Annotated in this window: 27 protein-coding genes and 1 pseudogene; 12 read left to right on the forward strand and 16 right to left on the reverse strand. The window is 36.5% G+C overall.

What is annotated here, in order from left to right:
• Positions 1-73: 73 nt before the first annotated feature.
• Both lpxC and LEP1GSC049_RS221750 read right to left on the reverse strand, forming a co-directional pair.
• Positions 74-1087, reverse strand: coding sequence for a UDP-3-O-acyl-N-acetylglucosamine deacetylase (gene lpxC, locus LEP1GSC049_RS221755; RefSeq protein WP_004751897.1), 1014 nt, complete (start codon positions 1085-1087; stop codon positions 74-76).
• A gap of 170 nt (positions 1088-1257) precedes the next feature.
• Entirely contained in the window at positions 1258-1926 is a 669-nt protein-coding gene (locus tag LEP1GSC049_RS221750) for an SDR family oxidoreductase (protein WP_004758677.1), read from the reverse strand.
• 82 nt (positions 1927-2008) lie between these two features.
• Here LEP1GSC049_RS221750 and LEP1GSC049_RS221745 point away from each other — a divergent pair, with 82 nt between their 5' ends.
• From LEP1GSC049_RS221745 to LEP1GSC049_RS221735, 3 genes are read left to right on the forward strand one after another with little or no spacing between them, the layout of a single operon-like run.
• On the forward strand, positions 2009-2674 hold the full coding sequence (locus LEP1GSC049_RS221745) for a TIGR00266 family protein (RefSeq protein ID WP_004752136.1): 666 nt from the start codon (positions 2009-2011) through the stop codon (positions 2672-2674).
• Positions 2675-2689: 15 nt separating this feature from the next.
• Positions 2690-3364, forward strand: coding sequence for a TIGR00266 family protein (locus LEP1GSC049_RS221740; RefSeq protein WP_004752277.1), 675 nt, complete (start codon positions 2690-2692; stop codon positions 3362-3364).
• 12 nt (positions 3365-3376) lie between these two features.
• Positions 3377-4057 (forward strand): TIGR00266 family protein, encoded by a 681-nt coding sequence (locus LEP1GSC049_RS221735; RefSeq protein ID WP_004758891.1) that lies wholly within the window; start codon positions 3377-3379, stop codon positions 4055-4057.
• A 311-nt stretch (positions 4058-4368) separates the two neighbouring features.
• Here the strand turns inward: LEP1GSC049_RS221735 and LEP1GSC049_RS221730 are convergent, their stop codons facing one another.
• The 3 genes from LEP1GSC049_RS221730 to LEP1GSC049_RS221720 all read right to left on the reverse strand — a co-directional run bounded on the left by LEP1GSC049_RS221730 (position 4369) and on the right by LEP1GSC049_RS221720 (position 7132).
• Entirely contained in the window at positions 4369-5463 is a 1095-nt protein-coding gene (locus tag LEP1GSC049_RS221730) for a DNA alkylation repair protein (RefSeq protein WP_016560378.1), read from the reverse strand.
• Between the two features lie 134 nt (positions 5464-5597).
• Positions 5598-5825 carry a hypothetical protein gene (locus tag LEP1GSC049_RS221725; protein WP_016560425.1) on the reverse strand — a complete coding sequence of 76 codons (228 nt, stop codon included), beginning with the start codon at positions 5823-5825 and terminating at the stop codon, positions 5598-5600.
• Complete coding sequence (locus LEP1GSC049_RS221720; RefSeq protein ID WP_025179081.1) at positions 5822-7132, reverse strand: radical SAM protein; 1311 nt, start codon at positions 7130-7132, stop codon at positions 5822-5824. Before LEP1GSC049_RS221720 ends, LEP1GSC049_RS221725 begins: the two co-directional genes overlap by 4 nt.
• 681 nt (positions 7133-7813) lie before the next feature.
• Between LEP1GSC049_RS221720 and LEP1GSC049_RS221715 the strand changes: the two genes are divergently transcribed.
• Positions 7814-9166, forward strand: coding sequence for a PQQ-dependent sugar dehydrogenase (locus tag LEP1GSC049_RS221715; RefSeq protein ID WP_016748708.1), 1353 nt, complete (start codon positions 7814-7816; stop codon positions 9164-9166).
• 99 nt (positions 9167-9265) lie between these two features.
• Positions 9266-10432 carry a lipoprotein LipL45 gene (locus tag LEP1GSC049_RS221710; protein WP_004751952.1) on the forward strand — a complete coding sequence of 389 codons (1167 nt, stop codon included), beginning with the start codon at positions 9266-9268 and terminating at the stop codon, positions 10430-10432.
• Between the two features lie 105 nt (positions 10433-10537).
• Here LEP1GSC049_RS221710 and LEP1GSC049_RS221705 read toward each other — a convergent pair whose 3' ends face one another.
• On the reverse strand, positions 10538-10837 hold the full coding sequence (locus tag LEP1GSC049_RS221705) for a hypothetical protein (protein WP_004752100.1): 300 nt from the start codon (positions 10835-10837) through the stop codon (positions 10538-10540).
• Positions 10825-11730, reverse strand: a complete 906-nt coding sequence (lipA, locus tag LEP1GSC049_RS221700; protein ID WP_004752273.1) for a lipoyl synthase — start codon at positions 11728-11730, stop codon at positions 10825-10827. Before lipA ends, LEP1GSC049_RS221705 begins: the two co-directional genes overlap by 13 nt.
• 98 nt (positions 11731-11828) lie before the next feature.
• On the opposite strand from lipA, the gene LEP1GSC049_RS221695 reads away from it, so the two are divergent.
• Genes LEP1GSC049_RS221695 through LEP1GSC049_RS221685 form a run of 3 tightly spaced genes read left to right on the forward strand, consistent with a single transcriptional unit; the run spans position 11829 to position 15044 of the window.
• Positions 11829-12569 (forward strand): pseudouridine synthase, encoded by a 741-nt coding sequence (locus LEP1GSC049_RS221695; protein WP_025177356.1) that lies wholly within the window; start codon positions 11829-11831, stop codon positions 12567-12569.
• Positions 12566-13984: an MBOAT family O-acyltransferase gene (locus LEP1GSC049_RS221690; protein ID WP_016560357.1), complete on the forward strand. Its 1419-nt coding sequence runs from the start codon at positions 12566-12568 to the stop codon at positions 13982-13984. The genes LEP1GSC049_RS221695 and LEP1GSC049_RS221690 overlap by 4 nt, the downstream gene beginning before the upstream one ends.
• Positions 13985-13997: 13 nt before the next feature.
• Positions 13998-15044 carry a DUF1574 domain-containing protein gene (locus tag LEP1GSC049_RS221685; RefSeq protein ID WP_004751721.1) on the forward strand — a complete coding sequence of 349 codons (1047 nt, stop codon included), beginning with the start codon at positions 13998-14000 and terminating at the stop codon, positions 15042-15044.
• 310 nt (positions 15045-15354) lie between these two features.
• Here the strand turns inward: LEP1GSC049_RS221685 and fsa are convergent, their stop codons facing one another.
• The 5 genes from fsa to purN form a co-directional block, all read right to left on the reverse strand.
• Positions 15355-15999, reverse strand: coding sequence for a fructose-6-phosphate aldolase (gene fsa, locus LEP1GSC049_RS221680; protein WP_000424879.1), 645 nt, complete (start codon positions 15997-15999; stop codon positions 15355-15357).
• A 194-nt stretch (positions 16000-16193) separates the two neighbouring features.
• On the reverse strand, positions 16194-16922 hold the full coding sequence (locus LEP1GSC049_RS221675; protein WP_004751887.1) for a hypothetical protein: 729 nt from the start codon (positions 16920-16922) through the stop codon (positions 16194-16196).
• Positions 16923-16952: 30 nt separating this feature from the next.
• Positions 16953-17579, reverse strand: coding sequence for a hypothetical protein (locus LEP1GSC049_RS221670; protein WP_004758803.1), 627 nt, complete (start codon positions 17577-17579; stop codon positions 16953-16955).
• Between the two features lie 2 nt (positions 17580-17581).
• Positions 17582-19117 (reverse strand): bifunctional phosphoribosylaminoimidazolecarboxamide formyltransferase/IMP cyclohydrolase, encoded by a 1536-nt coding sequence (purH, locus tag LEP1GSC049_RS221665; protein WP_004752690.1) that lies wholly within the window; start codon positions 19115-19117, stop codon positions 17582-17584.
• 3 nt (positions 19118-19120) lie between these two features.
• The gene (gene purN / locus LEP1GSC049_RS221660) at positions 19121-19747 is read right to left on the reverse strand and encodes a phosphoribosylglycinamide formyltransferase (RefSeq protein ID WP_004752682.1); all 627 of its coding nucleotides are present in this window, start codon (positions 19745-19747) and stop codon (positions 19121-19123) included.
• Between the two features lie 409 nt (positions 19748-20156).
• On the opposite strand from purN, the gene fliS reads away from it, so the two are divergent.
• Genes fliS through LEP1GSC049_RS221645 form a run of 3 tightly spaced genes read left to right on the forward strand, consistent with a single transcriptional unit; the run spans position 20157 to position 21508 of the window.
• Positions 20157-20609, forward strand: coding sequence for a flagellar export chaperone FliS (fliS, locus tag LEP1GSC049_RS221655; RefSeq protein WP_000050477.1), 453 nt, complete (start codon positions 20157-20159; stop codon positions 20607-20609).
• Positions 20610-20612: 3 nt separating this feature from the next.
• On the forward strand, positions 20613-21032 hold the full coding sequence (locus LEP1GSC049_RS221650) for a hypothetical protein (RefSeq protein WP_004758904.1): 420 nt from the start codon (positions 20613-20615) through the stop codon (positions 21030-21032).
• Positions 21026-21508: a molecular chaperone DnaJ gene (locus LEP1GSC049_RS221645; RefSeq protein ID WP_004758646.1), complete on the forward strand. Its 483-nt coding sequence runs from the start codon at positions 21026-21028 to the stop codon at positions 21506-21508. The genes LEP1GSC049_RS221650 and LEP1GSC049_RS221645 overlap by 7 nt, the downstream gene beginning before the upstream one ends.
• On the opposite strand, the gene LEP1GSC049_RS221640 is transcribed toward LEP1GSC049_RS221645, so the two are convergent.
• From LEP1GSC049_RS221640 to LEP1GSC049_RS221630, 3 genes are read right to left on the reverse strand one after another with little or no spacing between them, the layout of a single operon-like run.
• Positions 21495-21992 carry an LIC11661 family lipoprotein gene (locus LEP1GSC049_RS221640; protein ID WP_004752232.1) on the reverse strand — a complete coding sequence of 166 codons (498 nt, stop codon included), beginning with the start codon at positions 21990-21992 and terminating at the stop codon, positions 21495-21497. The genes LEP1GSC049_RS221645 and LEP1GSC049_RS221640 overlap by 14 nt on opposite strands.
• Positions 21989-22543: an HNH endonuclease gene (locus LEP1GSC049_RS221635; RefSeq protein WP_004752359.1), complete on the reverse strand. Its 555-nt coding sequence runs from the start codon at positions 22541-22543 to the stop codon at positions 21989-21991. Before LEP1GSC049_RS221635 ends, LEP1GSC049_RS221640 begins: the two co-directional genes overlap by 4 nt.
• A 51-nt stretch (positions 22544-22594) precedes the next feature.
• Positions 22595-23200, reverse strand: a complete 606-nt coding sequence (locus tag LEP1GSC049_RS221630) for a DedA family protein (protein WP_004752514.1) — start codon at positions 23198-23200, stop codon at positions 22595-22597.
• Positions 23201-23323: 123 nt separating this feature from the next.
• On the opposite strand from LEP1GSC049_RS221630, the gene LEP1GSC049_RS221625 reads away from it, so the two are divergent.
• Positions 23324-24469 (forward strand): deoxyguanosinetriphosphate triphosphohydrolase, encoded by a 1146-nt coding sequence (locus LEP1GSC049_RS221625; RefSeq protein WP_004752485.1) that lies wholly within the window; start codon positions 23324-23326, stop codon positions 24467-24469.
• Positions 24470-24479: 10 nt separating this feature from the next.
• Here the strand turns inward: LEP1GSC049_RS221625 and LEP1GSC049_RS2000000225580 are convergent.
• A pseudogene (locus tag LEP1GSC049_RS2000000225580) lies at positions 24480-24665 on the reverse strand (LA_2272/LA_2273 family lipoprotein); the annotation flags it as partial.
• Positions 24666-24810: the final 145 nt, after the last annotated feature.

The raw sequence follows: 24810 nt of genomic DNA on the forward strand, positions 1-24810 counted from the left end.
GACAATTCTTTTCTGAGTCGGAAATAGAATGAATAAAAGAGACTACAAAATTGTAGTAACTAGATGAAAAAGTTTAAACGACGACAGCCTTTCTTTTGAAGAGTGGAATTCTACGGCTTTTGTATTTGCTGATTTCGTCCCCTGTGACGTTGCTCATCACTAATTTAGCCATGGAAATATCCAGTGCGTGTCCCGCTTTAGAAGCCAAATAATGTCCTATGATCGGACGACCGGCGATGGAAATATCTCCAAAAAGATCTAAAATTTTGTGACGAACGCATTCATTTTCAAAACGGAGTTGCTGGTTTAGATAACCATCTTGAGTGAGTACAATTGCGTTGTCTAAAGAACCGCCCATGGCAAGTCCTCTGGCTTGAAGCGCCTCTACGTCTTTTAAAAAACCAAAGGTCCTTGCAGGTAGAATCTCCTGTTTGATTTTTTCTCTGTCTAAAGAGACAGTAATACTTTGTCCTTTGAGTAGAGGATGATTGAAATCTATCGTATAAGTCACTTTGAGTTCATCACTTGGAAGTAAAACCAGATATTTATCACCGTCTACGACCCAGAGAGGGCTTTGAATATAAATGGGTTCTACGATTTCGGGGTATTCTATGATTCCTGCTGATTCAAGTGCTTGTAGAAAAGGTAGAGAGGAACCGTCCATGATCGGGACTTCTACTGCATCTATTTCCAGAATTAAATCTGTCAAACCGAGTGCATAAACCGCAGCTAAAAGGTGTTCTACGGTTTGGATTTTATGGATTCCATCTCCTAACGTAGTCGCGTTACTGGTATCTACTACATTGCTGAGTTCGGCCGAAATGGATGCTTTTTCTAAACCTTTTCGATATTCAAAAACAATTCCTGTTCCAGACGGGGCGGGGTGAGCGATTAGATTGACTTCTTTGCCGGAATGAAGTCCGATTCCTTTGATTCTAACTGTATCTTGTATTGATCTTCTATATAGAATTTCTTTCATAGTTTTAAATTCTCGATTTCCAATAACGTTCCATCTAAAAGACGGTCTATTTAGGATTTGAAGTTCGTTTTTAACTCTGTTTTTAGAGAGAAAATCGAAAGTCTCCATTTACTATTAAGCAAACTCTATGCCAAAAGATCTATGAAAATTGGTTTTTTAATGTGTTTTAACCCATTGATTTGGGCCCAATCCGACATAATTCAGGTCCCATTTCTTTTATTCTGTCTCATTTTTACAACTGTGTATTTCAAGGGCCACAGGTTATAGTCTCATTGCATTTACCAAGGAAGTTCTTCTCCATTTTGGTGGAAAAACTTTCCGGAATTGCGCAGATTTAAGGATTCAATTCGTTTGATTAAACCTTCAACACTTTCGGTTGTAGAAATTCCTTGTCCACCGCTCATCCGAGTTGCGACCATTCCAGGATGAAAGATTCCGACTGAAATTCCTTGAGGACTTAAGTCTTTGGCTAAACTAACTGCGATTGCGTTCAGTGCGGCTTTGGAAGCACGGTATCCGTAATAAGAGCCAGAGTTATTGTCTGCGATCGAACCCATTCTACTCGTTAAGAAAATTAACTTTGCATTTTGTTTCAAAGAAGAAAGCAAAATCTTTACTACTTTCAAAGGTCCTAAAGCGTTTACTAAAAATTGAGTGAAAACGTTTTCTTCGTCTAAACTTTGTAAGTTGTCCGGGATTAATATTCCGGCGTTATTGATAAGTATATCTATTTTCGTATCTAAAAGTTTAGAAGGTAGATTCTGAATCGAGTTGGAATTTAAAACATCCATATCTTCAAGGATACGAGTCGGTTTTAAGTGAGTTAATTCAGCGGAAGATTTTCTACACAAAGCAAAAACTTGATCTCCTTTAGAAAGAAATTGTTTGGTAAGTTCCAAACCGATTCCTCGATTAGAGCCAGTAATTAAAACGTTTCTTTGAGTCATATTCTAAACTTAACAATATGGATTTGTTCTAAAAGCACTTTTCGATTGACGTTTCGTTCAATTTATTTACATTACTGCTTCTATGAATTACGAGATCATTCACAAACCTTCGTATTCTTTTTTAAAAGTAAAACTATCACCGGGTCAAACTATCAAAGCAGAATCAGGCGCTATGGTTTATATGACTCCTGGAATCGATGTCGAAACAAAAATGGGGAGCGGTTTTTTATCTGCAATTTCCAGAAGATTTTTTGGTGGAGAATCTTTTTTCTTTAACGTTTTCAAAGCTCCCGTAGCAGGAGGAGAAATTGGACTTGCTCCTGAACTTCCGGGTGACGTGGTAGGAGTGGATCTTACAGATACGGGACTCATTGTGGAATCGGGTGCATATCTAGCGTCGGATGAAACAATTTCGATAAAACCTATGTTCGGAGGAATCCGTTCTTTTTTAGGAGGAGAAGAGGTTTTTCTTTTAGAAGCGATTGGAGTTGGAAAATTATTCTTAAACGCGTATGGTGGAATTGTTCCAATAGACGTTCAAGGATCTTATACGATAGACACGGGACATATAGTCGCATTTGATAAAAGTCTTCAGTATAAAATCGCAAAGGCGGGAGGAAGTTGGAAGTCCACTTTTTTCGGAGGGGAAGGACTGGTTATGGAATTTAGCGGCCATGGAAGGGTTTTGATCCAAACAAGAGTTCCTTCCGGATTTTTATCTTGGCTTACGGCTCTTCTTCCTAATTAATAAAAAAGGAATATTATGAATATTGAAATTATTAGTAAACCGTCTTATAGTTTTGCAAAGGTTCTTTTAAATGGAGGAGAATCTATCAAAGCGGAATCTGGTGCTATGATGTCTATGAGTTCTGGAATTACGATTCAAACTCATAAAGCACAACAAGGCGGATTTTTTAAAAGTTTAAAAGCAGCTTTTTTAGGTGGAGAATCTTTTTGGATGAATACTTTTACGGCTTCTTCAGGGAACGGAGAAGTATTACTCGCACCAACTCTTCCGGGAGACGTAGAAAGAATAGAATTATCCGGAACAGTTTATGTACAATCCAGTTCTTTTCTTGCGTCTTCACCGAATATTGAAATGGATACAAAGTTTCAAGGGCTCAAAGGATTTATCAGCGGAGAATCTCTATTTTTCCTTCGGCTTTCCGGAAACGGTTTTCTTTTGATTTCGAGTTATGGTGGAATCGACGTCTTAAACGTGGATGGAGAAATGATCGTAGACACTGGGCATATCGTGGCCTTTGAAGAAGGTTTAAACTACGAGATGACTAAATTTGGGGGTTGGAAGTCTTTCTTTTTAGGTGGAGAAGGATTTGTGGCCCGTTTTAAAGGCAAAGGAAAGGTCTGGATTCAGTCTAGAAATGTTCCTTCTTTAGGAAGTTGGTTTAGAAATCAATTGCCTCCGATCAAAAGATAAGGGAGAAAAATCTTGAAACACGAAATATTATTAAAACCTGATTTTCCGATTGTTCAAGTTCAGTTGAATGATGGAGACTCGATACGCGCGGAATCGGGTGCGATGGTTGCAATGAGTCCCACCGTCAAAATGCTTACAAAAGCAGAAGGTGGGATTTTTGCTTCCGCAAAACGCGCGTTATTGGGTGGTGAATCTTTTTTTCAAAATACGTTTAAATCGGAAGGTGGAACCGGAACTCTTTTTTTGACAAGTGCAACTCAAGGAGATATTGAATATCGTAAAATGAACGGAGAAGAACTGATCTTGAGCCGAGGAGCTTACGTAGCCGGTTCCGAATCTCTAACGATTGATAGTAAATGGGGAGGATTTAAAGGTTTTTTTTCCGGAGAAGGTTTGTTCTTTTTAAAAGTTAGTGGAACTGGGGATTTATTTTTTTCGAGTTTTGGCGCGATTCATACGATCGACGTAAATGGACAGTATGTGGTGGATACTGGGCATATCGTAGGATTTGAAGGAACTTTGGATTATACAATTCAAAAAGTGGGAGGACTGAAGTCTCTTTTTCTCAGTGGGGAAGGTTTAGTAGCGGTGTTTTCCGGAAGCGGCAAATTATACATTCAATCTAGAAATCAAAATTCGTTTGTATCTTGGGCCAACCAATGGAGAAGGGTGGAAAAATCTTCTTCTGACTGATTTTACACAGAACTATATAAAACATCTATTAAGTTCAAGAAGTGAGACGCTTTTAGTTTGAAAGAGCGCTCTGCTTGAGTTCCTTACGCTTCAATTACTTTCGCATTTGTTATGCCGAACTCACGTTAAATAAAAGAATGTGAGAATTTCTAAGTTTTAATTGTTTAGAAAATCCTTAAATCTGAAATCGTTATCTTAGATTTTGTTTTTAAATTTGTTCCGAGTTGTTTTGAACTATTTTCTTTAGTTAACGTGAGCAAGGGCGTAAGGAATCCATGATTTTGAAAAAGCCTCTTTTCATTTCTTACACCTTAGATTACCTGGAAATCGATTTTGGATTTTAAATTTCCGTTGATATGTATTTCCAAAACGTGTTTTCCGGGAATGTGAACTCTGGTTGTCATCTGTTTAAACGATTGTTTTTTTTGATAAGAAGTAGATTCGTTAGGTTGGAAAAGCCGTTCTTCCACTTGAAAAACTTTTTTAGAAGTTTTTCCGGAAATTTTTGCGTATTGAATTTTATATTCGATCCTAAGACGGGTTTGTTTTGATTGTTCTGATCGGACGTTAAAGCTGAAAAAAAGGTCTTCTCCGATTTTGACAGTTTTGGATTTTAATTTTAGATTTGAAATTTTTACTTTTACGTCGGAATCAAACTCGAAAATTGCAAGGGCTTTTGGATTTCCAGATTTTAAAAGACCGCGTAACGCATGTTTTAAAAGTGAATCTCTTTCTTTTGAAAATCCTACCCATTGTTGCGCGATTTTTAAAACTAAATCTGGATGATCTTTAGAAATATCGTTTAAGTGATTTGCTACACTTCTTCGCACCACTTCATCTTTGTCGTCTTTTAAGTTCTCCAGTATCGGAAGCGTTTTTTTAGGATCTTGTTTTAAACCTGGAATTCCCATTCCCCAGGGAAGTCTTGGTCTACTTCCTTCAGAGGACAATCTGCGAACGCTGGGATGTTCATGAGAAGACCATTCCAACATCTGTTTCCAAGTGAGTTCTGGATGTCGTATTAAAAAAGGACGAATCGAAAATTCGCAAGAGATCAATTTCGTGATTCTTTCTATTGCTCGCATCGATTCTTTGGGACAATCGATCCCAAGTATTTCGACAACGTCTCCCAAAAAAATTGTAAGAAAGATTTCTTTTCCCTTAAAGGATTTTTCAAGAGAGTCCGTAATTTTGAGCAGACTTTGGGGAAACGGTTTTGGTAATACTTCCGCTAAAACTTCCCCGATTCTTCGAATTCTTTGTTTTAGTTCAAGTTGTTTCCAATCTTTTTGTTTGAATTTTTGAATCCATTCCTTCTCAGAAACGGAAGGAATTTCTTTCGAAAAAGAAATTGCAATTCTTTCTAACACATTTTTTGAATATAGGTCTTTGAGTAAATCAGGCATAAAAAAATTCAGAAAGTATTAAAAATTTTACTTTGTATTTATAAAGTTCTTCTCTTTTACAAATGCAATCGTTTTGTTACTCAGAAATATATATCAGAGTATCTGTGGTCAGATTTCGGTGATAAGGTTATTACTCATATCGAAATCATTCTAATCACTAGAAGGTGATAAATAATGACAGATAGGTATACGTGCCTTTGAATAGGTTTCATAATTTCGGAAGACCTTCTAAGTAAAAATTTTAAAAATCCGTTCTTAGTAAATAAAGCCGATATAAAATATTCAAATTTATGAATGCTTTTGAGTTTAGGATTTGTTCCAGGATCTAATCTTAAACTTGGAACAGGTTCGTATGTTTTCAATTTCTACCCGGATAACCGATTACGTCCATAAAAGCGGAAACGGAAAATACCGCTTTCCCAGGGCCTGGCTCACCGTAACCCGGAGGAACCGGTAAATTATATTTTTCGAATGTAGCTTTCCATACAGTCAAAAGTTCACAGAAATACTCTAAAGGTGGACCCGCTTGTGTTCCTAACGTTGTATAGGGTTCGGGACACCAAGCTGTAAATCGAGGCATGATTCCCTTGGACATAAAAAAATCCAAACCCTCTCCTGTGGAGGCAATCGCTTCTGCAACAGTTGAAAACCCGTAAGGTTTGGAAAGTTCTACTCCGCCTACAAAATTTGGAATTACATAAGAAGGGCCAAACACTTCTGCAGAATCTACAACTCTTCGAATCCAATTGTCTCTTCCTATATAAGCTTCCTTACCGGGACAGATTTTTTGAAATAAATTTTTATCCCAGACCTCGTAGTTAGGGTGATAGACTTGGATTCCTACGTCTTTAAATTTTTTACAGTCTTCTATTTCCCATGCCTGAGAAACGATTTTACCCATCCATCTACCTGGAAATTTAGATTCGATCGCTTGTGCATAATCTAGATAAAAATCGATTTCATTTTTTTTCTTTAGGGAAGTGATCACACTTCCACCGGTGATCGTATAAACTTTTGCTATATGATCTTCCGAGTCGATCCATGATAAAACTTCTAAAATATCTTCTATGTCTTTAACGCCAGTGTAAGGACGGCCAGCGTTTTTTTGCTGACGATAGTTGTGGTTGATATCACAGTAAGCACATTCCTCTTCCTTACCGAAATACTGACAGTTTCTAAAAACTGTAAGGTAGATCAAATAACCCCATTCGATTACAGGTGCAATTTCTCCCGGAATTTTTCCGTTTTTAGTTTTATGACGATACCAAGCGGGAAGAGGAGGAAATTCCAAATTTCCTAAAAACGTTTCTCCAAGATAAAGAGCCGGTTTGCCATCCGAAGATTTTTTTACTTTATATGGGGAATTTAGATTATTCCGAGTAGAGATTACTGTAGGAAGCAGATCAAAATGACCACCGGAAACTTTGATTTCTTCGGGAGCTTTTACGTCTCCCAGTTCGGAAAGAGGAATATGATCAAAAGAGAATATGAAATAATCCTTGGTTTTGTACGGATCAGTTATTTCAAAAACTTCTTTAAGAAAATGAATTCCTTGTCTAAGTATGTCTTGTTTAACGATTGCTTCGATCGGAATAGATTTGTATTTTTTTTCCATTTCTTCGAGAAGCGAAATAGTAGAAATTTGGCGGACTGAATCTGTAACTTCCATCTCGATCGACATTTTCTCCGAAGATACTGAAATGACACGCAGTTTTTTAGGGCTTTGTCACTGATCTTTATAAAATTAAACGTTTTAGTTTTTATCCCAAAACCCTATTTTAGAATAAAAGATTAGATACTTTTGTTGTATAATTCTGAATGTTCACACATAGTCTGATTTTGTTTGAGCAAAACTGGACATTAACTATTATATAACATTGTGGTGGACTGTAAAATCCCTTCAAAAGGCAATATTTACATAAATTCCTATCATATAACGTGAATTTGGTATCGCTAATGCGAAAGGGATCGATGAATGAACTAAAGCACAACGCTCTCTATGAATCGCGTTGGAAACTCAGTAAAACGCTTTTTACGAAAGCGTTTTAGGATCAAGTTATTGGTATTTTATAAAAACTGAATCTGATTCTGTAGTTTTACAATAACTTGACCAAAGAGGAGAGCCCGGTCCAGCCTTTGTTTGCAAAGACTGGATTCGTCCCAATTTTATTACGTAGAATTTACTTTATAATAATAAAAGAATGCTTAAAAATTATATAGATCATTCGATACAACGGTTTCTCTGAGGACTTACATTCACGCTTTTTATTAAAACTTTAAAACTCTCGAAATGAAGACTGGCTTCTAAATTCAAATTGACTCACGAACAAAAAAAACGCAAATCAGTACCATGTCTCAGATTTGTGAAATTTGTTCTGTTTTTTTTAGAATCTATTTTTATCGATTTTGTACTTCAAAATGGATCTTGTCGTCGTTTCTATCTAAATTGTTCTCCCTTTTTTGCAACCTTGAAAATTTTATAACTCGTTTTATCCGATTGTATTCTTGTATTTTTTTATTCAGAGTTCTTTTGATGATTTTTACTTTTGGAGTCATTTTTGTTCTTATATTTGATTCTTCATTGATTGCAAATAAGAAACAATCTAAAAGAAACATCGTAAAAACAAAAGTTGAATCGATTGGATACGTTTCGGTTGCGAGTGGATTTCAGGAACCAACGGATATTCAATTTTTTCCAGGGGATTCAAAACGGATGATCGTTTTGGAAAAAAGAGGAAAGTTGATAGAAGTTGATTTAACTACTAAGGTCAAAACTCTCAGAGCCGATTTTACTGGTCAGATAGAAACTCGTTCTGAAGAAGGACTTTTAGGTCTTGCGTTTTCTCCGAATTTTCAAACGGATTCTAAATTTTTCGTAAACGTAATCGTAAAAGAAGGGGGTAAAGATTATTCTAAAATTTTAGAATTCGAATGGAAAGATCAGCTAATTCAAAAAATTGAACATTCAAAAAGAATGATATTAAAGTTGGAACAACCTTATTCGAATCATAACGGAGGACAACTTGCGTTCGGTCCGGATCGAAAACTATATATAGGTTTTGGAGATGGAGGTGGCGCAAACGATCCATATAAAAACGGACAAAATCCAGATACGTTTTTAGGAAAATTATTGCGAATTCTTCCCAATCCCCATAGCGCAGGAGCCGCTTATAAAGTTCCGGAAGACAATCCATTTGTACATCGTCCCGGTTTTTTACCCGAAATTTGGAGTTATGGTTTTCGAAACCCTTGGAGATTTTCTTTTGATAAACTTACCGGTGAACTGTATTTAGCCGATGTAGGACAAAATGAATTTGAGGAAATCGACCTGATCCAAAAGGGAGGTAATTACGGTTGGAACATTCGAGAAGGATTTCATTGTTTTAAAAACAATCCGAGTTGTGTAGAAAATTTTTTAATCGATCCAATTCATGAGTATTCCAGAGAGGAAGGTCAATCGATTACGGGTGGTTATGTGTATAGAGGAAAAGAAATACCGAAACTTGTAGGCTCCTATTTATATGGAGATTTTGTAACCGGTAAAATTTGGGCTTTAAAACAAAAAAACGGTAAAAAAATTTCCAATGAATTGGTAGTACAAGTTCCGTTTCAAATCAGCACTTTTGGTCAAGATATATCCGGAGAAGTATATTTTGCCGACTTTGGTTCAGGAAATATCTTTCATATAACAAAAAAAAATTGAAAGATTTGCGAAAAATGATTCTATTGCTTGTTGAGAAACAATAGATAGAGGCTGCCCCACCGCAGTCCTGTTATCAATCCAATCTTAAGGAAAATGGGTATGAAGAAGTTCTTAATCGTTTTCTCAAGCGTATTGACCATTGGTCTTCTCGTGTTTAACGCTTGTAAGAAACCTACCGAAAGTTCCAAAGCAGCCGCTACTAAAGGAAATAGTCCTTCTGCCGTTGTTGTGTTTAGCGTGGGAGAAGCTAAAATTCTTCACGCGGATCTAACCGAAGAAAAAGCTGCTTTAGGCGCCAGTTTGAAAACCGGAGATAAAGTCAGCACCAAACAGAAGTCTAAAGTTGACATTCAATTTGCAGACGGATCTGCAATTCGAATCTCCGAAAATTCAGTCATCGACTTTGATGCACTTTCCATCAATTCCCATGGCAATTCCGATACAAGACTCGCACTTGTTTCCGGAAAAGTTTTTGCAAAAGTCAACAAGGCTTCGAAAGAAGATCAGTTTTCAGTGGTCACTCCAACTGCGATCGCTGGTGTACGAGGAACTTCCTTTATCGTAGACAGATCTAAATCCGACAAAGCGGTCGTGAAGGTTTTAGAGGGAGCAGTGGCAGTGGCCCCACGTGTTGTGGTTTTAGAAGGATTGAGCGATGAAGAAATTGCAAAGGATGAAGAACTGAAAAAGATTCAGCAAACCGTTGCCTCTTCAGAGATCGTTTTAGAGAAAAACCAAGCTTCCGTGATGAAGGCAGATGAAAAATCTTTGGATGTAAAGGATACTTCTAAAATCAGTGAAAAGAACATTACCAGCGTTGTAAAAAAGTTGGATAATTCTGGAATTTCCAAGAAGGAAGAAGAAGAGATCCGTACGATTGTAACCGTAGATAAAGACACTACGGAAAAGATGGTTCGACTGAATGAAGAATCTTCAGGAAAGGTTGACGAACAAAAAGCAGCCGCTCTAGAAGCTGAGAGAAAAAAATTAGAAAGTGAAGTAGCGGCTCGTCAAGAAGAAGAAGCTAAGAAATTCAAACAAGTATTGATCTCGGCTCCTAAAGAACTGAAATCCAGCAAAGACATAGTAAACTATTATGAAAGAATCGAAAAGATTATTATGATGGATGGATCTTCTATGATTGGCGCTATTGTGGATCAACAAGGATCAACAATGATCGTTCATACAGAACAGGGAATCAAAAAGATCAATCAAGCAGATGTTCAAGAAGTAATTTATGACTTTCAAACAAAAGCTAAATTCTGATAACAGAGACTGAAATTTACTCTGGTGGAAAAAACTCGGGCTTTTATGCCCGAGTTTTTTTGTTTTTGTACATTCTAAAATTTGTTGGAATGTCCGACAAAACTTTTAAACATCGAATCTCTGGTTCCAGAGCCAATCGATAGATTCTAAAATTTCTTCCATATCGATGAGCATAACTTTTTTTTTCCAATGAAGGATCATTTTGTTTTTTCCAAATCGATTGATTTCCGCCCAGTGAGCTTCCAAATCTGGAATCAAATTGATTGTTTGTTCTAAAAGTTCCTTAATTTCGGATCTGCTGATTGGAGTTTCTCTGTTGGAAAGAAATCGAATTATGGAATGATAGATGAGTTTTTTAATTTCTTCGGAAGGTGGACCTAGCTGAGAACTTTCTACTGGTTCCATGAGATTTGTTCGTCCGCATGATAAGAACTTCTTACAAGAGGTCCCGAAAAAACTCCCTTAAAACCGATGGACTTTCCGTATATTCGTAAATCCTTAAATACTTGTGGAGTCACGTATTCTTTTACGGGAAGGTGAGTCGAGGTTGGCTGCAAATACTGCCCCAGTGTCAAAAGGGAAACTCCAACACTTGCAAGATCTTGCATACATTCTTTTACTTCTTCTAAAGTTTCTCCCATGCCCAAAATCAAACCGCTTTTTGTCAGAAACCCTCTTTGGGAAGCAATTTTCAAAACTTCTAAAGAACGTTCGTATCTTTTTTGAGGAGCCACTTCCGGAAAAAGTCTTTTTACCGTTTCTAAGTTATGATTGAATATATCAGGATTACATTCGAAGATAATTTCTAAAGCTTCTTGTTTTACCTTTAGATCTGGAATCAAAAGTTCTATTTTACAATCTGGAAGTACTTTACGGATTTCTTTTACGGTTTTTGCAAAATGAGCCGCACCTCCGTCTTCAAGATCGTCTCTGTTGACCGCGGTGATGACTACGTGTTTGAGACCTAAAGCGATCGAAGATTCCGCTACTCTTTTGGGTTCTTCTGGATCTAGAGGAAAAGGTTTTCCAGAAGCTACGTCACAATACGAACAACGTCTTGTACAAATATCTCCGCCTAACATATAAGTAGCCGTTTTTCTGGACCAACAGTGATTTAGGTTGGGGCAAGAAGCGCTTTCGCAAACCGTATTGAGTTTTTTTTCTTCTAGGGAATCTCTTACAATTGCGACCGAATTGTTTTTTGGATCCGGAAAGGTAAGTTTTACCTTAAGCCAATTTGGTTTTTCAGGAGCATTTTGAAAAGAATGAGTACGAGGTTTTTTTTTAAGAGGATTCATACAATTCTATACTTTTTACGTGATAAGCGGTAAAGTCTTTCCCTCTATCCTTGAATATTTGTAGAACTGGTCAACGAAAGTTTTAGGTGGAAGATTTTTTGAATCTTTCTGAAATGGAAGAATTTATGCGGCATTTAGAGATTCGATTGAATCGTTTTCTTGCGGATTGTGGTCTTGGTTCTCGTAGAAAAACGGAGGAATTGATTCAAAAGGGTCTGATCGAAATCAACGGCAAACGAGTAACAAATTTAGGGACAAGGATTGATCCTGAAACGGACGTCGTTTCTTATTTAGGAGATGTAGTAAAACCGATCGTAGAACCTAAAAAGATTCTAATTTTTAATAAACCCATTGGGTATCTTTGTTCTCATGCAGATCGTTTTCACGAAAAAACGATTTTTTCCATTTTACCTTCTACTTATAAAAACTTTAAAATTGCAGGACGTCTAGATCTCAATTCGAGAGGACTTTTGATCTTAACCAACGACGGTGTATTGGCTCAAAAAATTGCACATCCTTCCCACGGTTCGGAAAAGGAATATCTCGTGACTTTAAAATACGATCCAGGAGAAAAGTTAATTCAAACCGCTTTTCAAAAAGGGATTTTGGATGCAGGAGAAATTCTACATGCAAAGATGGTTAAACTCGTCCCTGGAAAAAAATATATGTATCGAGTGATTCTCGAAGAAGGAAAAAAAAGACAGATCAGAAGAATGTTTCACTGGCTTGGGGCGAATGTGGTCGATCTTCAAAGAATTCGAATTGGTCGGCTAGAATTAGAAAAATTTAATTTGGAAGAAGGACAATACCTTCTAACTGAAACTGGAATTTGGAAATGAACTTTATCAGTATTGAATTTCTTTTATTTTTTTTAGTGTTTTATTTGATCTACTGGAATATCCCTGAGAAAAGCAGAAAGTATCTTTTGATCCTTGGGTCCGCATTTTTTTATTCTATATTCAGTTTGAATTTTTTATTTCATCTCATTTTAGTCGTTCTAATCAATTGGTCTCTATATAGATATTTTTATAAAAAATCTTGGTACGTTAAATCCGTTGTTATATTCAATCTTTTGAATTTAGGTTTATTCAAATATTTTTATTTACTTATGGAGTTTGTCGGTTTTGTATTTTCGATTTCTACACTTCAAGAAAAAACGTCCTTGGATGTTAAATTTTCGGCTTTGTTTGGATTGGCGGGATTCGAAGTTATTCTTCCGGCAACGATCAGCTATTACACGTTTCAATTGATTTCTTTTGCGGTGGATTCTAAACGAGAAGATTTTGATGTAAGGGTCTCTCTGACTGGATTTTTTTCTTTTATCTTTTTCTTTCCGGTGATGATTGCGGGACCGATTCTAAGGTTTGATCAGGTTAGAAAACAATTTGAAAATCCTACGATGACTCCTTCTAAATTGATAGACGGTTTATGGCTTTTTTTAAGAGGTCTGGTTAAAAAAGGATTGTTATCGGCTGCTATTCTTCCTCTGATTGCGCCAGCGTTTTTATCTCCAAAAGATTATTCAGGGATTGCGCTTTTACTGACTTGTTTTCTTTTCGCAGCTAACCTTTACTTTGACTTTTCGGGACTTACCGATATGGCAAGAGGGATCGGAAAATTGATCGGATTTGAATTACCCGAAAACTTTAAGGCTCCGTTTTTCTTTCAGAATTTCGGAGATTTATGGCGTAGATGGCACTTAACGTTCTCCCTTTGGATACGGGATTATATTTATATTTCGTTAGGCGGATCCAGAAAGGGAGAGTTTAGGACATCGATTAACTTGATCGTAACGTTTATGTTAGGTGGGCTTTGGCACGGAGCTAATTTAAATTTTCTGATTTGGGGTTTACTCACCGGAATTTATCTTTCTTTGGAAAGATTGTTTGAGGTTCGAAACTGGAAGGTATTCCCAGAAATTCCATATGTAAAACCAATTTTACGTTATTTATTCGTACTTTTAGTTTATTCCATTTCTTGGACTTTCTTTTTTACTCCGAATTTTAATTCTGCGATTTCTTCTATCGTAAGAATTTTGACGTTCCAAAAGGGGCAATCTTTAACCGGGCTTGAAACTGGAATGTATATGCTGTTTTTCTTATTTTTATTTCATGTTTCGGAAGAATGGCCAGAAAAATATTCGATTCCAGAAAGATGGAGGGTCGGACTTTTACCGATTTTAGGACTTCTGATTCTTTTTATTATGGTCGGAATGAACGCAGGGAATGCAGACTTTTTCTACTCTAGATTTTAACGGATTCTAATTGATGAAAAAAATTTATATCTATTATCCCATTTTATTTCTTGGATTCGTGTTTTGTTTAGATAAGGTATTTACTCTCGAATATTTTCAGAAGAATTTTATTCAGGCCGGAAATACAGTCTATTATACTCAGAGAAAATCACTTTTTGAAAAATTGATTCTGGATAAAGATTTAGAAGGTAAATCTTTGGCGCTTGCTTTTGGAGATTCTAGGGCTTATCCATACTCCTCTATGGGAATCGAACAGAAATTACAAAAAGATTGGGTGTTATATAATTTTTCGGGTCCTCAAGCGGTTCCTGCCTATGGTTTTTATTGGTTTGAGAAAATTATCAAACAAGGTCTAAAACCTAAATTAGTATTTTATGTAGTGAGTCCGGAAGGGTTTGATGATACCAAAGGAATTTTTTACGATCCATTTTTAAAATATGGAGCGGATGACGAATTCTTACTTAAATATATGGGCCAGATTCCGTTTGAAGATCGTAAAAAATTATTTTTAGACCGACTTTTTGCCGTTAGACGGATCAATCCGGATCTAAAACTTTTTATAAAAAGGTTCCAGGAGAAAAAACTTTCTGAATACGATCCTGCATTTAATACTGATTATATGGTTCTCAATTTGAAACGCGGAGAACAATTTGCTTATACAACTTTTGTGAATGATCCAGATCGTTTGGAAAAAGATGCGGTGAGAATTCGAAATTTATACCTTTCTACGTTTATTCTTGGAACGACCCAGTTCTTTTTTGTAGAACAATTTCTGAAATTGGCGAAAGAGAATGACGTAAAAGTTTATCTCATATGGCCAAAGGTTTATGAAACGTATCGAAAGCGTTATTATGAATTAGAGATGGAAAAAAACTGGTGGCCTAAAATTGAAAATCTTGCAAAACGTTATTCTGCCGTTCCCGTGGATCTAAATACACAAACTTCTTGCGATTTATTCTACGACGCGTCCCATCAATCGATTATGTGTTTTTTAGAATCCATGAAATTGATGATAGACGATTATTACGGTTTTAAAAAAATTCCTTTGTATCATCCCTGATTCGTTCATGGAACTGTCACATTCGTTATAAAACTCTAGATAATAGAAATTGTTGAAAAATTTCATAATTCAGATTAACAAAAACTGTTTCAATCGATCGTTTTCACAAAACAGGAAACAGGTGGAGAACTAATTTTCAACAATTCTAATACTCGATACTCACTTGATACTTTAGTGTTTGTTTATAGAAGCGTAAATTCGGTTTTAGAAAATCAAAAAGAACTTTTCTAAAAGTATGTATTTAGGTTAAAGATTGTGATCTTAAAACTCGCACGATTTAGAAAATTCTAAAATCGTGCGGTTCTATCGATTACCACTTTAGCTTTTTAGAATCTTCTAAAAATTTTTCCAAACCGATGTCGGTTAACGGATGTTTGAAAAGTTGTAAAAACGCAGAGTGGGGCATGGTCGCGCAGTCTGCTCCTCTAAGTGCGGATTCTTTTAAATGTATTGGACCACGAATGGAAGCGGCTAAAATTCTAGTATCGTATCCATAGTTGTCGTAAATTTCTCTGATCTCGGAAATGAGTTCCATTCCATCCCAGCTAGTGTCATCTACTCTACCGATAAACGGAGAAATAAAAGTAGCTCCCGCTTTTGCTGCAAGTAAAGCCTGAGGTGCAGAAAAACAAAGAGTTACGTTTGTAGGAATATTCCTTTTTGTTAATTCTACAACCGTTTTGAGTCCTTCTGGAATCAAAGGAACTTTGATCACTACGTTTTCAGCGATTTCTACGAGTTCGAGTGCTTCTTTCATCATTCCATCGAATTTTGTAGAAAGTACTTCCGCGCTCACCGGACCAGAAACGATAGAACAAATTTCTTTGATTACTTCTTTAAAACTTCTTCCAGACTTTGCGATTAGAGAAGGGTTGGTTGTGACTCCATCTACAAGTCCGTAAGATGCGATTTCTTTAATTTCATCTACGTTTGCCGTATCTAGATATAATTCCATCTATAAGCTCCATAAAAATAGAATGCTTAGATCATGGTTAAAAAGCTGGGGTAAGGTCAATAGAATTTTCTTTTGTACAGAAACAACACTTCTTAAACTCGGCATATCACTTTCTCAATCAGAAAATCCTTTTTATGGATGAACATTCAGATTGTGATTCAATTTGAGTATATAAACTCTATGAGCCTCTAAGTTTATGGAATCAAATCTCGAAGCGTTTTGATTTCTTCCGCGTTGAAAAATTCTTTATATTCTTTTTCGATCTGAAACTTGATCGAAGAACTAAAATAATCCACTCTTCTGGTAAAAGGCATTTTTTTATAAGCCTCTTTCCATTGAACTACATAGCCGCCTTTAGGAGGGGATTGTTTTTCGTCCGTTTTTTCCCAAAGAACCGCCCCTCCAATTTTATTCTCTGCCAAAGATTCTTTTTTAGGCTTTCCGTATTTTTGTTCTAATTTCTGTTGTACTTCTTTGCTGGGAAGATAACGAAATAAAACTCCTACGGAAAATAAAACTCCCGGAGCAGAATGATTTTCTTCTTCTATCTCTGATTTATTGTCAGAAATATTTGGTTGTTTTTGATCCTTGGGTCTGGATTCGGTTACAATTTTAGGAGTGGAATAAAAACGATAAGAATATAAAATCCCATTTCTACGAATCAGAATAGTTTTTTCTTTATCTTCGTAGACGATTTCCACCTTCTCGTCGTTTTGTGGATTTGTAGAAAGAGATAAAAATTTTTCGCGTAGGTTCGCATAACTTTCCCCCCAAGAAGATTCCGCAAACCCTTCTAATAAATTGATTGCCTGTTGTGTTGTATTGGTCGGCTGTCTCCGGTTTGGAGTTTCATCCGGAAGTTGTGCTAAAAGCCCGGTTGTAGAAATTAGAAATAAACAAAATAGAAGTGCGAAAATTCTCATATTCTACCTATCGGCAGTTTTTAGAGAAATTCATTCAGAATCTTCCTGGAAGGAACGGTTTTTCGAACCTGAAAATTGGATTCCTCCGATTTTTACTTTTCCGTTCCAACGTAAAACGAGTAAAACCGCAATGATAGATATATTCGGAAAAACGAATAAAAACGAAATTTCATGGAATAACCCGTAAACAGCAAGATTAGATGCAATTACTGAAATAGAACACCCGCTTAGAATGGCAACTTCCTGTTCTAAAAATCGAACTAGAAAATGATTTGGATTTGTAGAAGGAAGATCTTTTAACACCAGTTCTACAAGAATTCCATACGTAGTGAGTAGAGTCACAGGCAATAGAAACGATAGAAAGAAATAATTTCCAAATGAGTCTGCGTAATGAGGTGCACCTATCATTCCTCCTAAAAGTGTCCAAAGGTAGGAAATAAATGCAGAAACAAAAAATGCGATTGCAGCATATTGTAGACTTCCGCTGGATTCTAATAGTTTGATAAGTTCATCCGGAACGATCCGTATCCAATCGACTAACTCTAATCTTTCAAAAGATTCTCTTCCGGATAAAAAGAGAAGTTTAAAGTAATAACTCGCTAAAACGAGTAAGACCGAAACGATTCCAAAAAAGATTAGATAGAGTAAAAATTCCATAATCAGTGTCTAAAATGCCTCATTCCAGTAAAAACCATAATCAGTCCGTGTTCGTCTGCGGCTTGGATTACTTCTGCGTCTCTGACAGAACCTCCCGGTTGGATGATCGCTTTTGCTCCCGCTTTTGCAAGTGCGTCGACTCCATCTCGGAATGGAAAGAATGCGTCGCTTGCAACATAAGAACCCACTACGGAAAGACCTACGTTCAACGCTTTGTTGGCGCCTAACTGCACTGAGTCGACTCTGGACATTTGTCCCGCTCCAATTCCGAGAGTTGCATTTTCTTCCGTATAAACGATCGCGTTGGATTTGATAAAACGAACACAAGACCAAGCAAACATCAAACCACGAATATCATCGGGAGAAGGTTGTTTTTTAGTGACTACTTTTAGATCTTTTTCGGTGATCGTTGTATAATCTCTATCTTGTATAAGCAAACCGTGATGGATCGGTCTTAAATCTAATTCATCAAGTGCTTCTTTGAAATCTTGGATTTCTATTAAACGAATATTTGGTTTTTTAGAAAATATTTCAAGAGCTTCTTGACTGAATTTTTGAGCGATCACCCCTTCCACGAAGTTCTCAGTGATCAAAGTCGCCAATTCTCCGTTTACTTGCCCTTTGATTCCAATCACTCCGCCAAATGCAGAAATAGGGTCGGTTCTTCTTGCAAGTTGAAAGGCTTCTAATGGATCGTCCGCATAGGCAATTCCACAAGGATTGAGATGTTTGATGATACATACTGTATTTTCAGGAAGAAGACTAGAAATATGAAAGGCAGCGTCAAAATCTAACATATTGTTAAACGACAACTCTTTCCCTTGCAAAGGTGAAAAGTCGCTCTTTGTAAAAAGAGGTTCATAAAATGCGGCGGCTTGGTGCGGGTTTTCGCCGTATCTCAGCTTTTGTTTTTTGATAAAGGAAAGATTGAGAACATCTGGGAATACTTCTCCTGATTGTTTGTGAAACCAAGAAGAAATCGCGGCATCATACATTGCAGTGTGAGAAAATGCTTTTCTCATATAACCCGCTGAAATCTCTTCCGAAATTCCACCGGAAGAGATTAAATTTTGAATTTCCTTATAATCATTCGGATCGGTGAGCACTAAAGTATGTTTATAATTTTTAGCGGCGCTTCGAATCATAGAAGGCCCGCCAATGTCTATGTTTTCGATTGCTTCTTCTATTTGTACTTCAGGCTTAGAAACGGTTTTTAAAAAAGGATATAAGTTAACTACGACTAAATCTATTTTAGGAATTTTTAATTCTTCCATCTTTTGTTTATGAGCCGGATTGGAAATGACACCTAACAGACCTCCGTGAACTTTAGGATGAAGGGTTTTCACTCTTCCATCTAAAATTTCCGGAAAACCGGTGTAGTCGTCGATTGCTATGGCTGCAATTCCATTGTCTTTTAGAAGTTTTAAGGTTCCACCTGTGGAGATGATTTCTACTCCGTTTTGATTGAGAAATTGTGCAAATTCCGCTAAACCGGATTTATCGCTGACGGAGATGAGAGCTCTTTTGATTTGTATCATTATTTATCCAATCTTTACCTTTCTATTTTGAATCGTAAGCCTATTTTCGCAAAAGTATTGAACCGCGAGTGGTAGTATTTTATGTTCCTCTTTGAGAATCTCTAAAGTCAAATCTCTTTCCGTCATTCCTTCTTTGATTTTCACAACTCCTTGTAGAATGATCGGACCTGAGTCCACACCTTCGTCTACAAAATGAGCGGTGCAACCCGCAATTTTAACTCCGTATTCTAAAGCTTGTTTTTGTGCGTTTAACCCTGGAAAGGCGGGCAATAAAGATGGATGAATGTTGATGATTCGATTGGAAAACGTTTGAACGATTTGGTTTTTAAGAATTCTCATATAACCTGCGGTTACGATAAGATCCGGTTTGATTTCTAAAAGAAGTTCAAGAAGTTTTGTATGATATTCGGACTTATCCGAAAAAGAAGAGAAGTTTAATACTTGAGAAGTGAGTTCAAATTCCTGAGCAATTTCTAAAGCCTTGGCATCCGGATTGTCGCAAATCAGTGTTTCTGCAATTCCACGGATTTTTCCTGTTTTGATATTTTGTAAAACCGCTTTGAGATTGGAACCTCTTCCGGAAGCTAAAAATACGATCTTTTTTTTAGGTTTTGTAAACAGAGTTGCCAATAGAATTTTATCCGTATAAAATCGAATCGTTTTCGAATTCGTAAAGAAATGTAGTTTGGAAAACTTTAAGCGACAATTTGTCTAACCAAAAACCCATGGAATTTTTGATGTTAAAATTTGTTCCAGAACGTTAAAAGAAATTGAGTCTGATCTTTCGACGACTTCGTAAAAAAATGTGTTAGTTCCCACAGATTAAGTCTCTTTGGAGGATTTAGACGTTTTTGGATCATTTTTGATAGTATCGGAGTTCCTACATTAGGTTTGGTTGTTATTTTTAGATAAAATTCTACACTTTTTGAGTTTCCGGATTTTCAAAACCGTTCAAAGTTTTGAAAGAAACCGCAAGAATGTTTAGACCCAGCATTAAGGAGCCAAACGTTTTTGTCGAAAAGTATTTCAGGAGAGATACATGTCACTTGCCAGAAAATCCACAGCGACCGTTGAACAATATAAATCCAACGAAATCTCGACTGTCAGTCAGGGAAAACTGATCGTCATGCTTTATGACGGTGCGATCCGTTTTCTGAATATCGCTCTGGAGAATAATACTCCCCGGAAGTACGATGTGGTAAACAATCATATACTGAAAGCCGGAGAGATCGTAACCGAACTTATGCTTGCACTTAATTTAGAACAAGGCGGGGAAGTGGCTAACAACCTCCTAGGAATTTACGTTTATATTAAAAAACGTCTTCTAGAAGCAAATATGAAAAAAGACTCCGAAATCATCCAAGAAATAATTAAATATATGGAAGATCTAAAATCCGCTTGGGAAGAAATCGAGAAAAAAGAGAAATCCAATGTTGTTTCGGCGCCTTTCCAAAGTTCTAATCGTGGAAGTGGTTTGTCCATTCAGGGGTGAACTTTGTCGGATTTAAATTTAACCCATCCAGATCAAAGTTTAACCGTTCTTTACGGAGATAAGATTTTACTTTTAGATCAATTAATTTCTAACCAGAAAAGACAAATCGAAGTATTTGGTTTTGGAGACGGAGAAGGTGCAGCAAAAATCGAGGACTCTAATTTAAAATTGATCCACGAACTTTGTTCTTTGGATCGTTTGATAGAAAAGATGGAAGAGACAGTTCCACAAACTTCTCAATTGATTGAACTTACAGAAATTTTATTTCAGAAGATGGAAGAATCTAGGATTCTACATTCTCAAACCGAAAAAAAAATGAAGGAAATCCTTAAAGAATATCAGAAAGAATTAAATCAGGTGCAAGTTCAGATTCAATTAAAACGCCATCTCAGACAGGACTATTGGAAAACGGGGACTTGTTAGAAAGGGCACTTGAGTTCCTAGGATTAGAACCAGGTTTTCAAGAAGTAGATCTAAAAGAACGTTTTTACTTTCTTTCCAAAAAATACCATCCCGATACGGGAGAATTTTCAAATGATTCTCTATTTAAAGAATTGATTGAATACAGAGATGTACTTCAATCTTATTTAATTCAAAGAACATTCAAAAAATCAAATGTTTCTCCGGGGCCAAAAAATTCTGATCAAGACGACTATCATATTTATAAACACGCCAGGGAAATCTACGATTCCGCCATTCACGAATATTATAAAATTACAGAAGGTAATCCTATCTTTTTAAGAGGAGATGAAAATTCCGCTCTGCGTAAACTGAGACAATCTCTGGAAATTTCCAAATCTAAATTTGAGGAATTGATCGTTCTGTATCCTCAGAGTATTTGGATCGCTGACACAAAATATACTCTCGAAAAAATAGAGGTTTGGTTTAAGGAACCCTAAGCGAATTGGAAGGCATAGAAAACACAAAACCAGTAGCGGTTCCGTTTGTGATACTGACTACTAAAACCTGAGAACGTAAAGTCAGATACTGACCCGAAGTGACTGAAACTTGCATTTTACAGATTCGGTTTGTATTTTCTCCGGTTCCGATTGCGGCTAACGGACCTTCGGTCGGACTTAGTTCAATCGAATATTCTAAGGGTTGATTTGGTAAAATGTTTAGAATCCCGTTCATACATTCAATTCCTGAATTTAGATCTGCGGGAAATCTAGAATCATTTTCTGTATTACCCACATACAATTTATAACCGTCAAATAGAAGTTCTGGGTTTCCTGCTCTCAATCTGAGTTCATATCCAGTTGCAATGGGAACGATACTAATCAAAGTAGGTGGAGTGGAAATCAGACGTGTAGTAGAATAATGAGGACATCTGATAAAAAGAAAAAACATCGAAAATATAAGTAAAAGATAAAGTCGTTTCAAAAAGAAATATACTCCCTCCAGCCAAACTTTTCAGCCTGCTGATCCGTTATTGAAAAGAGTGGAAATCGTAGTTTAGGTGTCACCCGATTTTCTTCCGGTAAATTCCACTTCAGTTCTGCCAGAAGTTTATTTCCCTTTCGGGTATTACAGTTTTTACAGGCCGCGACTAAATTTTCCCAAGAATTAAATTCTTTGGGTCTTTCTTTTTTGGGAACGTGTTCCCATCTGCTTCTCGGAATTACGTGATCCAATGTGAGTTTAGAACTTGGAAATTTTTTACCACAATATACGCAGTGGTAATTATCTCTTTGGAATATGTTTTCTCTGGAAACTTTATCTTTTCTGGGAGGAACTTTATAATAGTCTCTTAAAAGAATAATTCTAGGTGCTGTAAATCTTAGTTTTTCGGATCGAATGAAGAGATTTTTATCATCTTTGATGAGTTGTGCTTTTTCAAGAATAATCAGGATGAGGGCGTCTTTGACCGACCGGATCCCGATGGGGACGTAACCGGCATTCAGCACAAGCACCGGCTGCGCAAGAATGTCCATAACTGGTCAAACAATATTCGGCGCTCGGAAGATGTAAAGAAATTCTCTAGTTTAGGAACGTTTCTTGCGAATCCAATAAACGATCCCGAACAATAAAAAAACAGTTCCTAAAAATCCAAATACTAAAAGTTGTCCGTTGTGAACCCAATCCATTAGAATATCAAAGTTATAAGCTCCGAAATATCCAAGATAAACCCAAACTGGAACAGAAATAATCGCTGCAAGAAAATCTAAAATTACAAAACGGTAAAATGAAATTCGGTCTGAGGTGCCTGCAGTCAGATAAATAGGCATTCTGAGGCCTGGCATAAAACGTGCCATAAATGTGACCCAGTTTCCATAACGAGAAATTTTATCTTGAACCTTGGCAAATCTTTCCGGCGTGACAATCCTAGAAATCATTGGAATTTGAAGTACACGAACTCCGTAGATTCTGCCGATCAAAAAAACGGAACTGTCTCCAATGAGTACTCCTGCCATTCCAATTAGAAACATAAAATGTGGATCCGCTTTTCCGAGTCCTGCGATTACTCCTCCGGAAACGAGAGAAATATCTTCTGGAACGGGGAGTCCAAATCCGCAAAAAATCAAAACCAAAAAGACGGCAATATAACCGTATTCGGAAAATACATTCACAAGAATATTTAAAAATTCCATCTTCTGAGCAGATCCTATTTTTTAGGATTCCAAAGTCAATAAAATGGAATGAGGGTAAAATAGCAGTAAACAAACAAAAAAAGTGGAGGGACTTTTCAGAAAACTCTCTAAATTTTGTAAAACGTGTATTTTTCCAGAGAAGATTTGCTTCAAAAAGAGACGGAAACGTTGGCTCCTTATGCTATTTCTAACGCGAATAATGGTGGTAGAATTTACGAAGAAGAGGAACATTCTTATAGACTTCCTTTTCAAAGAGACAGAGATAGGATTCTTCATTCCAGCGCATTTAAGCGTCTGCAATACAAAACACAAGTGTTTATCTTTTCCGTCGGTGAGAATTATAGAAATAGAATGACTCATACTTTAGAAGTTGCGGGACTTTCTAGAACAATCGCAAGCGCTCTTGGACTCAATCCTCTTCTTTCCGAATCGATTGCTTTGGCTCATGATCTAGGCCACACTCCTTTTGGTCACGCTGGTCAAGAAATTTTATCCGGACTTATGAAGGATTACGGAGGATTTGAACACAATAAACAATCCTTACGAATCGTAACTTCGATTGAAAAAAAATATCCGAATTTTCCTGGGCTTAACTTGTGCAGAGAAACTTTAAAAGGTCTTATGAAACACGGAACGGATTATGATTCTTCTGTTATACTTTTAGAAAGAAAGGAAAACGGTCCGTCTTTAGAAGGAATGATCGCAGATCTTTCCGATGAGATCGCTTATACCAATCATGACATTGAAGACGGTTGGGAAATGGGTTATCTTCATTTAGGAGATTTGTTGGAGAATCCTTTTTGGAAAGAGGTCTATGAAGAATGTAAAGATCAGTATAAAGAAGTAGGTGAAAAAATTCTAATTCGAACTTCGATTCGAACTCTCACCAATTTTTTGGTTTCGGATTTGATCCAAAGTATTTCTAGTGCGTTGGAAAAAAATCAAGTTCAATCTAATGAAGACCTGTCGTTTCTTTGGAAACAAGATATTAGAATCGCTTCTTTTTCAAACCAAGTGGATCTTAAATTTAGAGAATTAAAATTTTTTCTATACGAAAAGTTATATCGCCATGAGGATTTGATTCGTATGAGCGACTACGGAAAAAAAATCATAGAATCTTTATTTGATTATTTTTTAAAACATCCTGAAAAAATTCCGGAAACTTATAAAGAAAGAATTGAAGAAGAATCTTTGTACAGAGTGATCAGCGATTACGTAGCTGGTATGACTGACAGATACGCGGAAAAAATCTATCAGTCGCTTCCTTAATATTCAAAAATTAGAATGTTTTTTTTGTAGATTCTGGTTGTGTTTCCGTTTTTTGTTCCTGCTGCGGAGAAGAACTGGAACAATAATTCGCGACAAGCATAATTGGAATTGTATTGTTAGGACAATAGTTGATGATTCCGATTTGGAATTCTTCTTTATCGGATCCCGAATTGAAAAATCCTAAACTAATCGCCCGCTTCTCTTTAGACGAAACTTCCAGACTCGTTCCTATATTCACAATTAGCAAATCCACAATTAAATACAAAGAATACAAAAAAACAATGTTTATAAATTGGTATCATGGAAAGAAACAAAGACATTCTGTTGCAAATCAAAAGTCT

This window comes from Leptospira kirschneri serovar Cynopteri str. 3522 CT (assembly GCF_000243695.2).
GTDB lineage: Bacteria > Spirochaetota > Leptospiria > Leptospirales > Leptospiraceae > Leptospira > Leptospira kirschneri.